Source organism: Flavobacterium notoginsengisoli, assembly GCF_042686225.1.
Classification (GTDB): Bacteria; Bacteroidota; Bacteroidia; order Flavobacteriales; family Flavobacteriaceae; genus Flavobacterium; species Flavobacterium notoginsengisoli.
Genome location: NZ_JBHUOT010000005.1, coordinates 326,527 through 342,178, shown reverse-complemented (window position 1 = coordinate 342,178; position 15,652 = coordinate 326,527). Strand labels below are relative to the sequence as shown.

The 15,652-nt window shown below is 34.9% G+C and carries 11 protein-coding genes; 7 read left to right on the top strand and 4 right to left on the bottom strand.

Annotated features, from left to right (window positions below):
* The first annotated feature begins 77 nt into the window (after window positions 1–77).
* The 3 genes from ACFS3A_RS13920 to ACFS3A_RS13910 are packed head-to-tail and all read left to right on the top strand — an operon-like array spanning window position 78 to window position 2,405.
* Window positions 78–821 carry a prolipoprotein diacylglyceryl transferase gene (locus tag ACFS3A_RS13920; RefSeq protein WP_379826204.1) on the top strand — a complete coding sequence of 248 codons (744 nt, stop codon included), beginning with the start codon at window positions 78–80 and terminating at the stop codon, window positions 819–821.
* Window positions 811–2,202, top strand: coding sequence for a radical SAM protein (locus ACFS3A_RS13915; RefSeq protein WP_379826203.1), 1,392 nt, complete (start codon window positions 811–813; stop codon window positions 2,200–2,202). Before ACFS3A_RS13920 ends, ACFS3A_RS13915 begins: the two co-directional genes overlap by 11 nt.
* 5 nt (window positions 2,203–2,207) lie before the next feature.
* Window positions 2,208–2,405, top strand: coding sequence for a hypothetical protein (locus ACFS3A_RS13910; RefSeq protein ID WP_379826202.1), 198 nt, complete (start codon window positions 2,208–2,210; stop codon window positions 2,403–2,405).
* Window positions 2,406–2,458: 53 nt separating this feature from the next.
* On the opposite strand, the gene ACFS3A_RS13905 is transcribed toward ACFS3A_RS13910, so the two are convergent.
* From ACFS3A_RS13905 to ACFS3A_RS13890, 4 genes are all read right to left on the bottom strand, one after another.
* The gene (locus tag ACFS3A_RS13905; RefSeq protein WP_379826201.1) at window positions 2,459–3,076 is read right to left on the bottom strand and encodes an outer membrane beta-barrel protein; all 618 of its coding nucleotides are present in this window, start codon (window positions 3,074–3,076) and stop codon (window positions 2,459–2,461) included.
* A gap of 240 nt (window positions 3,077–3,316) precedes the next feature.
* Window positions 3,317–5,113 (bottom strand): translation elongation factor 4, encoded by a 1,797-nt coding sequence (gene lepA / locus ACFS3A_RS13900; protein WP_379826200.1) that lies wholly within the window; start codon window positions 5,111–5,113, stop codon window positions 3,317–3,319.
* A 162-nt stretch (window positions 5,114–5,275) separates the two neighbouring features.
* A complete protein-coding gene (locus ACFS3A_RS13895) occupies window positions 5,276–5,977 on the bottom strand; it encodes an NUDIX hydrolase (protein ID WP_379826199.1) in 702 nt (233 codons plus the stop codon).
* Window positions 5,978–6,027: 50 nt separating this feature from the next.
* Window positions 6,028–6,744: an NUDIX hydrolase gene (locus tag ACFS3A_RS13890; RefSeq protein ID WP_379826198.1), complete on the bottom strand. Its 717-nt coding sequence runs from the start codon at window positions 6,742–6,744 to the stop codon at window positions 6,028–6,030.
* 577 nt (window positions 6,745–7,321) lie between these two features.
* On the opposite strand from ACFS3A_RS13890, the gene ACFS3A_RS13885 reads away from it, so the two are divergent.
* The 4 genes from ACFS3A_RS13885 (at window position 7,322) to ACFS3A_RS13870 (ending at window position 15,511) form a co-directional block, all read left to right on the top strand.
* Window positions 7,322–10,408, top strand: a complete 3,087-nt coding sequence (locus tag ACFS3A_RS13885) for a SusC/RagA family TonB-linked outer membrane protein (protein WP_379826197.1) — start codon at window positions 7,322–7,324, stop codon at window positions 10,406–10,408.
* 12 nt (window positions 10,409–10,420) lie between these two features.
* Window positions 10,421–12,001, top strand: coding sequence for a RagB/SusD family nutrient uptake outer membrane protein (locus tag ACFS3A_RS13880; protein WP_379826196.1), 1,581 nt, complete (start codon window positions 10,421–10,423; stop codon window positions 11,999–12,001).
* A 17-nt stretch (window positions 12,002–12,018) separates the two neighbouring features.
* Window positions 12,019–12,888 (top strand): hypothetical protein, encoded by an 870-nt coding sequence (locus ACFS3A_RS13875; RefSeq protein ID WP_379826195.1) that lies wholly within the window; start codon window positions 12,019–12,021, stop codon window positions 12,886–12,888.
* A 136-nt stretch (window positions 12,889–13,024) separates the two neighbouring features.
* Window positions 13,025–15,511: a glycoside hydrolase family 2 TIM barrel-domain containing protein gene (locus ACFS3A_RS13870; protein ID WP_379826194.1), complete on the top strand. Its 2,487-nt coding sequence runs from the start codon at window positions 13,025–13,027 to the stop codon at window positions 15,509–15,511.
* Window positions 15,512–15,652: the final 141 nt, after the last annotated feature.

Here is a 15,652-nt window from a genome sequence, read left to right as displayed (position 1 = left end):
ATAATATTTTATCAGCTTGAGTTTCAAAACATTTTTTTTGCATCTTTACAGAATTGTAGTATTAAATTTTAAAAGAAATGAAGCTCCCTTTTGAGCCGGTTATTTTTGGTTATGAAATTAATATCCATTTAGTCTTAGAATATCTGGCATTTTTTTTAGGATATAGATATTATGTTTTTTTGCGAAAAAGAACGAATGATACTATCGTTTCTGCCAATAGATTATCGATTGTATTAGGAGCAGCAATTGGAGCTTTTCTCGGTTCCAGAATTATGGGCTTTCTGGAAAATCCTGTTTTTCATTCGGATATAAAATCAATTTTAGAACTCTTCAATGCAAAAACAATTATGGGAGGATTGTTTGGCGGACTATTAGGTGTTGAAATTGCTAAAAAGATTATTGGCGAAAAAGAATCATCAGGCGATTTATTTACTTTCCCAATTATTCTGGGAATTTTTATTGGGAGAATTGGCTGTTTTTTATCTGGTACGAATGAGTTTACGTATGGAAAAAAAACGACTTTTTTTATGGGAATGAATCTTGGAGATAATATTAAAAGACATCCAATTGCCTTATACGAATTAATTTTTCTGATTATTTTGTTTTTTGTTCTAAAGAAACTGAAAACAAAAAATCTTAAAAGCGGACTGTTATTTCAGTATTTTATGATTACCTATTTTGCATTTCGCTTTTTTGTAGAATTTTTGAAACCAAATCATTTCCTGATTTTTGGTATAAGTTCGATTCAGATTTTATGTTTAGTATGTCTGCTTTATTATAACAAAACAATTTTAAATTTATTTGTAAAAAATGCCGGTTAGAAAATATACTTATTATGATTTTACCTTAAGCCTTTGTCCGGAATGCTTAAAGAGAATTGATGCCAAAATTGTTTTTGAAGATGAGAACGTCTACATGCTTAAAAGATGCCCGGAGCATGGAAATTCTAAGGTTTTAATTGCCGACGATATTCAGTATTACAAGAATATCCGAAACTACAATAAACCATCTGAGATGCCGTACACTTTTAATACAAAAACGCATTATGGTTGTCCGTATGACTGTGGTTTATGCCCGGATCACGAACAGCATTCCTGTCTGACAGTTGTTGAGGTTACTGATCGATGCAATCTGACCTGTCCGACTTGTTATGCAGGTTCGTCTCCCAATTATGGAAGACACAGGACTCTTGAAGAAATTAAAGTAATGCTTGATACGGTTGTTAAAAATGAAAAAGAACCGGACGTTGTGCAGATTAGTGGTGGCGAACCAACTATACATCCTGAGTTTTTTGAAATTTTAGATTATGCAAAATCGATTCCAATAAAACACTTAATGGTGAATACAAATGGAATTAAAATTGCGAAAGACAAAGAATTTGTTCAGCGACTTAAAAGTTATGCTCCGGATTTTGAAATTTACCTTCAGTTTGATTCTTTTGAAGATAGTGTATTGCAGGAATTGCGTGGAGCTGATTTAAGTGAAATACGAAAACAAGCTTTAGAAAATCTAAATGAAGTTAATTTGTCCACGACTTTGGTTGTGACACTTCAAAAAGGATTAAACGATCATGAAATAGGTAAAATTGTTGAATTTGCACTAAAACAAAAATGTGTTCGGGGAGTTACATTTCAGCCGACTCAAATTGCAGGCCGACTGGAGAATTTCAATTTAGAAACGGATCGCATGACATTAACGGAAGTAAGAAGAAAAATTCTGGAACAGACCACCGTTTTTAATTCAGATGATTTACTTCCCGTTCCTTGTAATCCAGATGCTTTGGTAATGGGTTATGCATTAAAATTGGGAGAAGAGGTTTTTCCGTTGACACGATATATTAATCCAAATGATTTGTTGGATAATAGTAAAAACACAATTATTTATGAGCAGGATGAAGTACTTCGCGGCAAAATGATAGACTTGTTTAGTACAGGGAATTCTGTAGAAGTAGCGCAGGAAAATTTGAAATCAATATTATGTTGCCTTCCCAATATTGATGCGCCTGAATTAGGTTATGACAATCTGTTTCGAATTATTATCATGCAGTTTATTGATGCCTATAATTTTGACGTGAGAGCAATAAAAAAATCATGTGTACATATTGTCAACAAGGATAATAAAATAATCCCTTTTGAAACAATGAATTTGTTTTACAGAGATGATAAAATTGAAAGACTGGAAGAATTAAGAACTAAAATATAAAGAATATGATAGCGCTGGAAGTAGGTAATTTAAATGGTTTGGTCGCATTTTTTATAGCAATTATGGTGGGGCCGCCAATTTTAATGACAATTATTGGTTTTGCAGTAAAGAAAAACCATCCTAATGGAGCAAAAGTTTTTTTTATTATTGGAGCATTATATTTGATTATTGGCTTAGGAATATGCGGAACACTCCTATCTTAATAAAAACCCCAAATAATTTGTTTATTTGGGGTTTTCTCAATATTGTAAACAGACTAAAATCTATACAGAACTCCAAATTGAGGCTGATCAAAGATATTTTCAAATAAATTGATGTTTAATTGAAAAGTATCTGAAGATGGACCATTTTCCGGAGAAACACTATTGTAAGCCAAAACATTTGCCAACACAAAAGTCACTGCGATGTTTTTGGTAACGAAGTAGTTTAATCCAACATTAATATCAGCAGTTAAACTATTGTCTGTATCACTACCAACGAGCGGTGTCTCAGTTTTATTTCTTCCATAACCTAAGCCAAGCTCAGCATAAGTTTTAAAACGTTTTTTGTCCAGTTCTAAGAAATAGTAACGTGCAAAAGCTCCAACTCCAAATACATTTGTTTTTACCTGAGTCGCTTCTACTTTGTTGCTTGAATAATTTAATTTGGCTCCAACAGCAAATTTATCGTTTAGTAAATAGCCAAACTTTGGACTAAATCCGTAATAATCGGCTGTACCACCAGTACTAATTTTAATAGAACCTTCAAGAAACATATCTCCTTGTTGAAAAGTCACCCCTTTTGCGGAATTCATTTCAGCTTCAGCTTGGTCTTCTTGAGCGTTTGCAAAACAAAAGGTAAAAAGGGCTAAAATAACTGATAAATTGATTTTCATAATCTTAAAAATTTAATTGTTTGTAAGATTAAAAATACTTTTTATGGTTTTAAATCGCTTTAAGTTTAGTCAAACGCGTTAAAAATCAATTTATTAAGTTAATATTTGTATAAATTAACAGGTTTTTACTTGTTTTAATTTAAGATCAGAGATTAGACTATAAACAAAAAACCCAACAACTTTCGTCATCGGGTTTAGTCTATATTCTTTGTTCTTTACTCTTTTATCTAAAAAAAAGAACTAGTCATTCAATTTTAAAACCGCCATAAATGCCTCTTGCGGAATCTCAACGTTTCCTACCTGACGCATACGTTTTTTACCTTTTTTCTGTTTTTCCAGCAATTTACGCTTACGCGAAATATCTCCACCGTAACATTTTGCGGTAACGTCTTTACGAAGTGCTTTAATCGTTTCACGAGCGATAATTTTAGCTCCAATTGCAGCCTGAATCGGAATATCAAATTGCTGTCTTGGAATTAACTCACGTAATTTCTCAGTCATTTTCTTACCGATATTATAAGCGTTGTCTTCGTGGATCAATGCAGAAAGAGCATCAACTGTTTGAGCATTTAAAAGAACGTCAAGTTTAACCAATTTAGAAGTACGCATTCCAATTGGAGAATAATCAAAAGAAGCATAACCTTTAGAAACTGTTTTTAAACGATCATAAAAATCGAATACAATTTCCGCCAAAGGCATATCAAAATTCAACTCAACTCTTTCAGTCGTTAAATAAGTTTGATTGGTGATTAAACCACGTTTCTCGATACATAAACTCATTACGTTTCCAACGAAGTCAGCTTTTGTAATAATCGTAGCTTTAATAAAAGGCTCTTCAACTCTGTCCAGTTTTGAAGGTTCCGGTAAATCGGATGGATTATTTACAATTAATGCCTTTTCTGGCTCTTTTTTAGTGTATGCCAAATACGAAACGTTAGGAACTGTAGTAATTACAGTCATGTCAAACTCACGTTCTAAACGTTCCTGGATAATTTCCATGTGAAGCATTCCTAAGAAACCGCAACGGAAACCAAATCCTAATGCTGCAGAACTTTCAGGAGTAAACACTAATGAAGCATCATTCAGCTGTAATTTTTCCATTGAAGAACGCAAATCTTCATAGTCTTCAGTGTCAACTGGATAAATTCCGGCAAATACCATTGGTTTTACGTCCTCAAAACCAGTAATCATATTCGTTGTTGGTACTTTTGCGTCTGTAATTGTATCACCTACTTTCACTTCGCGTGCTTCTTTAATTCCGGAAATCAGATAGCCAACATCTCCTGCAGAAACTACATTTTTAGGAACCTGATTTAGTTTTAAAGTTCCAATTTCGTCCGCAAAATATTCATTATCGGTAGCCATGAATTTAATTTTCTGGCCTTTTTTGATTTCACCATTTACAACTCTGAAGATTACCTCGATTCCACGGAATGGATTATAAACCGAGTCAAAAATCAAAGCTTGCAAAGGCTCTTCAGGATCTCCTTTAGGAGCAGGAATTTTTTCAATAATAGCAGCAAGAATGTTCTCAACACCAAAACCGGTTTTTCCGGATGCATGGATAATATCTTCTAATTTACAACCTAATAAATCGATAATGTCATCACTAACTTCCTCCGGATTAGCACTTGGTAAGTCAACTTTATTCAAAACCGGAATAATTTCCAGATCGTTTTCAAGCGCTAAATATAAGTTTGAAATCGTCTGTGCCTGAATACTTTGTGCAGCATCAACAATCAGTAAAGCTCCTTCGCAGGCAGCGATAGATCTTGAAACTTCGTATGAAAAGTCAACGTGTCCGGGAGTATCAATTAAGTTTAAGATATATTCTTCGCCCTTGTATTTGTATTCCATCTGGATGGCATGACTCTTAATGGTAATTCCACGCTCACGCTCCAGGTCCATGTTGTCAAGCAATTGTGCTTTTTCTTCACGAGCTGTAACGGTTTGTGTTGCGGCTAGTAATCTGTCCGCTAATGTACTTTTACCGTGGTCAATGTGTGCAATAATGCAAAAATTACGTATCTTCTTCATTTTAATATATCGGTTCTCTAATCGATTTTAGTATTTTTTTGGAAATAATATATGCCAAAACAATTACTGTAAAGCACGTTATTAAGGCGCAAAGATAGCGCAAAGTTTTGGATTCTGGAATCTTGTTCTTCGATAGTTGACGGGAATGGATTAAAAACAGGTTTAAAATTCAAAATTGAATCCTTTTTCTGTTAATTTCTTATACATTTCGGCATCAAATTTATAAAGTTTGGCGGCTCTGTGCGAAACATCTTTTTGTTTTTCGTCTAATGCTGTAAGGAGTTTCATGTGGAGGATTTTTCGTCTGAAATTTGATTTGTCCAATTCAATTCCAAGAATCTCTTCATACAAATGCATTAGTTGCAACAAAGTGAATTTGTCCGGAAGCAAATTGAATCCAATTGGTGCCTGACGAACTCTGTTACGCAATTGTAATAAACTGAAATCCAGAATTTCATTATGGTCAAAAATCAAATCCGGAATTTCGTTTATTTTGAACCATTTTGCTTCGAAAACCTTTAAACTGGCTTTAATATTATAATCTTCTCTATTGACCAAAGTGTAATAACCAATAGTAACAACGCGTCTTTCTAAAACACGTTGCGGATTTGTAAAGGCTTTTAACTGTTCCAAATAAATATTTTCAAGACCGGTAAGCTCCTGTAAAATTCGCTGTGCCGCATCATCTGCACTTTCATCTATTTGAAGCCAACCGCCCAAAAGTCCCCATTTTCCTTTACTTTCGCCTTCAGCATGCTGAACTAAGAGCACTTCAAGGCTCTCTTTGTTAAATCCGAAGAAAACACAGTCAATTGTAATTCCGTCAACTGCTGGTTTATGATTATTGGTAATTATTTCTGTCAATTTAGTATTGTGTTTCGAAGTGTAAAAAAGGATTTATAACGTAATGAAAATCAGAATTCAAAATTAAAACCTTTTTCAGTTAATTTTTTATAGATTTCAGGATCAAACTTATACAACTGTGCCGCCCGATGCGAAACGTCCTGCTGTTTTTCATCCAAAGCCACTAAAAGTTTCATATGAAGAATTTTTCGTCTAAAGTTAGGTTTGTCCATTTCGATTCCTAAAATTTCTTCGTACAACTGCATTAATTGTAATAAAGTGAATTTTTCGGGTAACAGATTAAATCCGATTGGGGTTTGACGGACTTTACTTCGAAGATGTTTTAAGCTGTAATCTAAAATCTCATTGTGATCATAGATCAAATCCGGAATAGTATTTATTTTGTACCATTTGGCATCCGAAGCTGTAAAACCGGCTTTAATATTATAATCTTCTCTTTTTACCAAGGCATAATAACCAATTGTAATAACTCGTCTCAACGGAAAACGATCAGGATCTCCAAATGCTTTCAGTTGTTCCAAATAGATATTGTCAAGACCAGTCAACTCATTTAACAAACGATGAGCGGCATTGTCTGTGCTTTCTTTTTTATAAATCCATCCTCCAGGCAGACCCCATTTTCCTTTACTGATACCTTCTCCATGCTGTACCAAAAGTACCTCAAGACTGCCTTTGTCAAAACCAAAAATAACACAGTCAATTGTGATCGCGTTCATGGCGCTGTGTTCATTTTTTGGAGCAGTTCTGTCATCTACATTTTCAACCATATTCGAGATAAATTTTGACAAATTAAATAAATAAAATGATTATTAGGCTTCTTCAAAGCTTTATATTTTTTTTAACGTAACAAAAAATTGATAATCAGTTAATTAAAAAAGCTCAAAAAAGCAGCTTCAAAACTGTTTATTCTTAAATAGCTGATTGTCAATTTTATAAAACAATGATTTTTCTATATTTTTTATTTCAATTTCAATTTCTTTTTTACAGCATTGATAAAAATGAAACAGTATTTCTCAGAATTGAAAAAAATTAACCCTAATATTTTGTTAATATAGAAAATTTGTTTTACACTTGTAGTCAAATTTACCATAAGATAAATTCAAATTGACCATAAGTAAAAAAGGCAAAGCTACAACTTAACTTAAACTTACCACATATGTTTTTTTAGAAATTGATTTTTTATATCGATTTTCATTAAAAATGTCTGCTTATGATCTGCAAGTATTAAATGTTGGAAATGAGATTCAGGCCCTCGTTTTTGATATGAAATGCTTGGGAAGCTTTTCCGGATTTCTCTTAAGGTAGAAATTACTAACTATAACTTAAACTTAATCAATTCTTATTATGAAAAGCAAAAATTGTATTAAAACAACAAAGCTGTCGTATTTTATGACGGTGCTGCTTAGCGTATTTATGATGCAGTTTGGATTTGCTCAAGAATCCAAAACTGTAAGTGGAACCATCACTTCTGCCGAAGACGGATTTGGAGTTCCAGGAGCAACTGTACAAGTACAGGGAACAAAATCGAGTACTGTTACCGATTTTGATGGAAAATATAAAGTGGAAGCCAAAACAGGCGATGTTTTAGTGATCACTTTCGTGGGATTTAAAACACAGAATATTACCGTTGGCGCTCAAAAAGTGGTCAACGCAGTTTTGCAACCCGAAACTGCAGAACTTAAAGAAATTGTAGTAATTGGTTATGGTACTCAAAAGAAGAAAGTAAATACTGCTGCAACTTCTTTGGTATCAGGAAAAGACATTCAGCAGGTGGCGAGTCTTGATGTTGTAAATGCTTTACAAGGTCAGGCTTCCGGGGTTTCTGTAACGTCTTCTTCCGGACAGCCTGGTGCGAATATGGTGGTAAATATTCGTGGTGCCGGTACGGCAGGTAACAGTGATCCGCTTTATGTTGTGGATGGTGTTGTGGTGGATAACGGAATTGGATATTTGGATCCTTCTGTGATTGAAAGGATAGATGTTTTGAAAGACGCTTCTGCAGCTTCTATCTATGGAGCAAGAGCAGCAAACGGGGTTATCTTGGTTACCACTAAAAAAGGAAAAGACGGTAAAATGAATGTGTCTTTCAGTTCATACACAGGTTTTCAGCAGATTGCTAAAAAACTGGATTTGATGAATACACAAGAATATACAACTATCATTAACGAAGCTCGTGTAAATTCTGGATATGCACCGTTATATACAAAAGCTCAAATCGCTGGATTTCCTAACAATGACTGGCAGAAAGATTTGTTCTACGAAGGTGCAATTAAGCAAAACCACTCTCTTTTGATTACAGGCGGTGATGAGAAATCGACTATTGCAACCGGTTTATCTTACTACGGCCAAGATGGTATGATTGGTGGATCTACTAATCAATCGCAATACGATCGTGTCACTTTTTCTGTAAATTCAACTTCAGAAGTAATTAAAGGGTTTTTGAAAATTGGTGAAAATTTCACATTTTCAAATATCAAATCTAAAGGTGTTGCAGATGATGGTATTTATGGCAACGCAATCAGAAGTTTCCTGAATGCCGCTCCAATTGATCAGCCTTATGACGAAAATGGAGATTTTGCCCGTTCAATTATTTCAAATGATGTAACGAATCCGGTTGGATCTTTATACTATAACAACTTCAACCAGACAAAAACAAACCGTTATGTCGGGAATATTTTTGCCGAATTAAAAATTATTAAAGATCTGACTTTCAGAACTAGTTTTGGTGTGGATATGTCAGATAGTAACTACCGTGCTTTTAGACCGGTTTATTCTCTTTCTTCAAACGATAATAATACAGTTTCAAGCGTTACACAAAGCGCTACAAAATCGATGGGATGGATTTTTGAGAATACCCTTCAATACAAATTCAATTTAGCGTCTCATAATTTTGATGTGTTAGCTGGTACTTCTGCTAAAAAGAATACTTCTGATTATATGGAAGGACAAGGAAGAAACTTAATTTTTGACGATTTTGAACATGCATACTTAGACAATGCAAAAGATCCAACATCAAATGTGGTTAAAGGAAATCGTAGAGATTATGCAATTCAATCTTACTTCGGACGTTTATTGTACGACTATGATAATAAATATTTATTCTCTGCGACAGTTCGTCGTGATGGATCTTCAGAATTTGGTCCAGACAATAAATACGCTATTTTCCCATCTTTTTCTGCAGGTTGGAATTTAGATAAAGAAGCTTTCTTCAAAGAAAACAAAGTTTTAAACACATTCAAGTTAAGAGCAAGCTGGGGACAAAATGGTAATGACCAATTTGCAAGAAGATTTGCTTATATGTCTGTTGTAAATTCAACAGATAAAACCTATCACTTTGGAACAGGAGACGAAACTTTATTAGTAGGTTCAAGTCCTGACCAATTGGCAAACCGTAACTTAAAATGGGAAACTTCTGAGCAATTGGATTTAGGTTTTGATGCGACATTGTTTACCAACTTTACTTTAACTTTTGATTATTACGATAAGAAAACTAAAGATTGGTTGGTATTAGCTTCTATCCCAACTTATGCTGGAGCAACTGCACCTTATATTAATGGTGGTGATGTAAGCAATAAAGGTTTTGAAATTGGTTTGTCTTACCGTACACGTTTTGGAAACGATTGGAATTTTGCAGTAAATGCAAACCTTTCCCGCAACCAAAATGAAGTGTTGAGAATTGCGAACAATGAAGGAATCATTCACGGAGAATCTAATATTTTGTTCCAAGGTTTAGATGAGATGAACCGTGTTGAGGTAGGAAAACCAATGGGTTATTTCTACGGACTAAAAACAGACGGAATTTTCCAAAATGCGGCTGAAGTTGCAGCGGGTGTTCAGCCAAATGCAGTGCCTGGAGACGTTCGTTTTGTGGATTTAAATGGAGATGGAAAAATCGATGCAAACGATAAAACAAAAGTAGGTGATCCAAATCCAGATATTACTTATGGTGTTAATTTAGAATTATCATACAAAGCTTTTGATTTTTCTATTAATACGTACGGTATTGCTGGTGGGCAAAACGTTTTTGGAATTCACGACTATACTCGTGCTTACACCAATAACACTACAGATATATTAAACAGATGGACAAGCGAAGGAACTTCAAACACAGTTCCTAGAGTAACTTACGGGACAGATGATAACGGGAATTACACTAAATTTTCTGATTTGTATATTCAGGATTCCGATTTCTTCAGAATTAAAAATGCTACAATCGGATGTGATTTAACGAAGTTAACAGACAGATTAAAGTTCTTCTCGAAATTTAGAGTGTATGTAGCCGGAAATAACATTTACACTTTCACAAAGTATAAGGGAATGGATCCGGAAATTGGTTTTGGAAACGTAAATCAGTCTTGGGCAAAAGGAATTGATGTTGGATATTATCCGCAGCCAAGAACCTACATGATGGGTCTAAATGTTAACTTTTAATTTTTGAAAACGATGAAAACATATATAAAATTATTTGCCCTTTCAAGCTTACTTGTTTTAGGTTCTTGTTCGGAGGATTTTTTAGAAAACGAACCATATACAGATAAAGTAACAGAGAATTTTTATAAAACTCCATCTGATGCTTTTGAAGGTTTGGTTGCTGTTTATGACGTATTACAGCGTGAAGCTTATGGTACACAATTGATCGTAAGTGAGCAGGCATCTGATAACTGTTTTGGTGGATTTGGTATTGCCGATCCAACAGTAGATTTGCAATGGGACCGCTTTCAATACACTACAGATAAAGATATGAATGCGCCAACATGGACCAATTCTTATCTTGGAATTTACAGAGCTAACGTTTTATTAGAAAACTTAAGCAGAGTAAACTGGGGAGCTGATACCGCTTTGAAAACACGTTACGAAGCAGAAGCACGTTTCTTAAGAGCACACTTTCATTTCCAGGCTGCAAAAATGTTTGGAGATATTGTTCCTTTAGATCATACAGTGACTACAAGCGAATTTGAATTACCAAGACAAGCACCAGAAGTTACTTATGCTTTAATTGCAAACGATTTAAAATTTGCTGCTGATAACTTAAATAATGATAATTATTCAAAAGCAGGAAATGCCAACTTCGGAAGAATTACAAAATGGGCTGCAGAAGCGTATTTGGCTAGAACATTTTTGTTTTACACAGGAGCTTACAACAAACCGGATTTAGCCGGAGTAATTACAAAAGCGCAGGCAACAACTTACATTAATGATGTAGTGAGCAACAGCGGCCACGGATTAGTTCCTGATTTTGCTAATCTTTGGTTAGCGGCTTCTTTCGAAAATTTTGTTGGAGAAGATAATACAGAAATGGTTTGGGCAGTTCGTTTTAATGGCTCAGGAAAAGGAAACTGGGATCTTCACGAAGGAAACCGTTTTCAGGTAAATATTGCACCGCGTGGAGGTTCAATTGGAAGATATGCAACAGGATGGGGAGGAGCAACTGTTAACCCAAAATTGGTTGCAGCTTACGATAATGCGGATAGTAGAAAAGCGGCTTCATTTATTAATTATGCTGGCGAAGGACTAAACTTTGATGCTCAAGCCAGAGAACAGCGTCAATACACTGGTTATTCCTGGAAAAAATACTGCCCAATTACAAATGCGGCAGGAACGGCAGTTGTTGAAGCAAACGGTGGAAACTTCCAAATTGATAACTATCAGGATTATGCTATTATTCGTTTTGCAGATGTTTTATTAATGGCTGCCGAATTAAATTTAGACGGAAATGCAGGTTTAGCACAGACAGATTTAGATCGGGTTCGTGATCGTGCTTTCAAAAATACGGCACATAGAATTCCGGTAACAAAAGCGGTGATTATGGAAGAGCGTCGTCTCGAATTAGCTTTAGAAGGATTACGTTATTTTGACTTAATCAGACAAGGAATGGGCGTGATGAAATCGGCTATTGATAACAATACAGGAGATTCTCAATTTAATGTGACTTTTAGACCAGAAACTCTAGGTTGGTTTGCATTACCACAATCGCAGATAGTACTTTCAAATGGTACTATTCAACAAAATCCAGGTTGGAATTAACTTTAAACAAATTGATTATGAAACGTATATTATATATAGTATTAGCGGCTGTAACAATCAGTTCGTTTTTATTCTCTTGTGAGCCTGTTGAAGATCGCGAGAGTTTACCAGCAGTTACTCAGACACCAGAAACACTTAAATTCTCTATAACTCAAAATACAGCAAAAAAGAATGAAGTGATTTTAAAAAATGATGATCCAACTGTAATTCCATATTGGAGATATGTTGACGGAAACGGAAACGAACTTGGACATTCTAATAAAAGCGATGACAAAATTACTTTTCCTTTTGCAGGAAAGTATACTGTTTTTTACACAGCATTTGTTAGAGGAGGTTCAGTAGAAGCGGCACCGGTAACAGTAGATGTTCCTCAGAATGATAATACTTTTTTCAGCGATCCAAGATGGAACAAACTGACTAACGGACTAGCAGGAAAAACTTGGGTTTTATATATGACTGCACCTTTAGAGTTTATTGGAAATACACCAAGTTATGTAAACAGAGCGGTAAGCGGCCCGGGATGGTGGCCAAATCTATCTGATATTTCTTGGGCAGGTTTAGAAAATAAAGATTGGGGAGAAATTAGATTTGATCTTAATGGAGGTTACAATGTTTCGGTAACACAAACCAACCCAACTTTAGGAAGTACACAAAAAACAACCAAAGTAGGAACATTCAATTTTAGTCTTACAACTGGAGAAACAAATGATAGAATTTCTTTTAATGGAGGAACAGAAATGTTGCATCCAAATGAAGCAAGTTATTTTAGTCCGTCATTTAGTTTTACCAATGTAAAAATTGTTGAACTTACTGATACAAGTTTATGTTTTATTGCTATTAGAGCTGATAATGATTATTTGATTTATCATTTAGTACCTAAATCATAAGTTAGTTAGTTTTGAAGTCTCAGTTTTAAACATGTTTATAATATGCTTTAAGACTGAGACTTAAATTATTCTAAGTAGAAATATTTGAAATCATATTTTATTTCTATCTTCAATTTTCAAAAAGTAAAAAGTACTTATGTCTATTAGAAAAAACATAAAAAGAATACGTTTATTGGCAGTTATAGCTGGAATTATGCTATTCAATTCCTGCAGTAAAAAAGAAGATGTATTTGTAAACAGAAAAGTTTCTTTTAATGCAGATTGGAACTTCCATCTTAATGATAGCATTGTCGATAAAGACACTATTGGAGCTTCAACAAAATGGAGAACTTTAGATGTGCCACACGATTGGAGCATCGAAGGGAAATTTGATGAAAAGAGTCCGGCCGGATATGGTGGAGGATCTCTTAACGGAGGTTTAGGCTGGTACAAAAAAACGTTTAAAGTAGCAGCAGAAGACAGCACAAAAATAACTTCTATCACTTTTGACGGAGTGTATAGAAACAGTGAAGTCTGGGTAAACGGACATTATTTAGGAAAACGCCCAAACGGATATATTGGTTTTCAATATGACATGTCGCCGTACTTAAATTACGGAGAAAAAAACAACGAAATAATTGTTAAGGTTGACAATTCAAAACAACCAAATTCACGCTGGTATTCTGGTTCCGGAATTTTTAGAAATGTCTGGATCGAAACTACAGATAAACTTCATGTAGCACAATGGGGAACGTATATTACAACTCCAAAAGTTACAGCTGAAAATGCTTCAGTAAATATTGAAACTACAATTAAAAATCAATATGAAGCGGCTAAAAAAGCAACTGTAACAACAACTATTTTTAAAGACGACACCAAAGTAACATCGGTTACTCAAAATATAACATTAAATGCTAATGCCAATCAAACCATCAAACAATTGGCAATTGTTGAAAATCCGGTTTTATGGTCAGATGAAAATCCGGAATTGTATACAGCAGTTACCGAAATTTCGCTTGACGATAAAATAATAGATCAATACAAAACAACTTTCGGAATCAGAGATTTTAAATTCGATTTAAACAAAGGTTTTATTCTGAATGGAAAACAAGTGAAGATAAAAGGAGTTTGCATGCACCATGATTTAGGTCCGTTGGGATCTGCGATTAATACCCGTGCCATCGAGCGCCAGTTGGAAATTCTGAAAGAAATGGGCGTAAACGGAATCAGAACGTCACACAATCCGCCTGCTCCTGAACTTTTACAGCTTTGCGATAAAATGGGTTTCATTGTCATGGATGAAGCTTTCGACATGTGGAAACAAACCAAAACCAAATACGATTATGCAAATGATTGGGACAAATGGCATAAACAAGATTTAATTGATCAATTGTTGCGCGACCGAAATCATGCGAGTATTTTTATGTGGAGTATCGGAAACGAAATCCCGGAACAATGGAATGAAACCGGAATTGAAATCGCCAAACAATTAGCTGCAATTACACGTCAATACGATAAAACGCGACCACTTACTGCAGGAATGAATCCGCCGGTAAATATGAATATTGATGAGGTGACTTTACAATTTGAGAAAAAAAATGTATCGATTAATCCGCTTGCCGGATCTGGTATTTTAGATTTAATAGGATACAATTATGCACATCAGACATTCGAACATCATTTGAAAAATTTCCCAAATACACCTTTTATCGCTACCGAAACGACTTCAGGTTTACAAACAAGAGGATATTATGATGCGGTTTCAGATACAATCAAAAAATGGCCGGTGAGCTGGGATAAAAAATTTGAAGGAGGAAATCCTGGAAATACGGTTTCAGCTTACGATCAGGTACAAACGCCTTGGGGATCTACGCACGAAGCAACCTGGAAAGTCATTAAAAAACATGATTTCTTAGCCGGAATGTATGTTTGGACAGGTTTCGATTATATCGGAGAACCAACGCCGTACGAATGGCCATCGGTAAGTTCGTATTTCGGAATTGTCGATTTAGCCGGTTTCCCGAAAGACGTATATTATATGTACCAAAGTGAATGGACAGATAAAACCGTTCTTCACATTTTTCCACATTGGAACTGGAAAGCCGGACAAACAGTTGATGTTTGGGCCTATTACAATAAAGCCGATGAGGTGGAACTTTTCGTAAACGGAAAATCAGTTGGAAAAAGAAGCAAAAAAGGAGACGATTTACACGTAATGTGGAGAATTCCTTTTGAAGCTGGAACTCTAAAAGCCATTTCTCGTAAAGACGGAAAAGTGGTTTTAGAAAAAGAAATTAAAACAGCCGGAAATCCTTCGCAATTAAAATTGACTGCCGACAGAAGCACCATCAAAGCTGATAAAAATGATTTGTCATTTATTACAGTTGATATTTTAGATGCCAATGGAACTTTAGCTCCAAATGCTAATAATGAAATTAATTTCTCTTTAAAAGGAAACGGAAAAATTGTAGGTGTTTGCAGCGGAGATCCAGTTAGCCACGAATCATTTAAAGGAAATAAGCATACGGCTTTAGCTGGAAAATGCCTGGTAATTGTACAATCTGGAGATAAATCAGGTAGATTGGAATTGACCGCTAAAGCGAATGGCTTAAAACAAGCTACAATTGTAATAACAACAGAATAATAAGTTACGCTATCCTAACAGTCCGACGCGTCGGACTGTTAGGTATCAATAGATTTTTGTCAATAGATTTTTGTTAAGATATAAATAAAATACCTAACAGTTCGACGCGTCGGACTGTCAGGATAAACTAACATCTAGATT

Coding starts and splice junctions, on each gene's coding strand:
- ACFS3A_RS13920 (WP_379826204.1), top strand. CDS start 78: ATGAAGCTCCCTTTTGAGCCGGTTATTTTTGGTTATGAAATTAATATC.
- ACFS3A_RS13915 (WP_379826203.1), top strand. CDS start 811: ATGCCGGTTAGAAAATATACTTATTATGATTTTACCTTAAGCCTTTGT.
- ACFS3A_RS13910 (WP_379826202.1), top strand. CDS start 2,208: ATGATAGCGCTGGAAGTAGGTAATTTAAATGGTTTGGTCGCATTTTTT.
- ACFS3A_RS13905 (WP_379826201.1), bottom strand. CDS start 3,076: ATGAAAATCAATTTATCAGTTATTTTAGCCCTTTTTACCTTTTGTTTT.
- lepA (WP_379826200.1), bottom strand. CDS start 5,113: ATGAAGAAGATACGTAATTTTTGCATTATTGCACACATTGACCACGGT.
- ACFS3A_RS13890 (WP_379826198.1), bottom strand. CDS start 6,744: ATGGTTGAAAATGTAGATGACAGAACTGCTCCAAAAAATGAACACAGC.
- ACFS3A_RS13885 (WP_379826197.1), top strand. CDS start 7,322: ATGAAAAGCAAAAATTGTATTAAAACAACAAAGCTGTCGTATTTTATG.
- ACFS3A_RS13880 (WP_379826196.1), top strand. CDS start 10,421: ATGAAAACATATATAAAATTATTTGCCCTTTCAAGCTTACTTGTTTTA.
- ACFS3A_RS13875 (WP_379826195.1), top strand. CDS start 12,019: ATGAAACGTATATTATATATAGTATTAGCGGCTGTAACAATCAGTTCG.
- ACFS3A_RS13870 (WP_379826194.1), top strand. CDS start 13,025: ATGTCTATTAGAAAAAACATAAAAAGAATACGTTTATTGGCAGTTATA.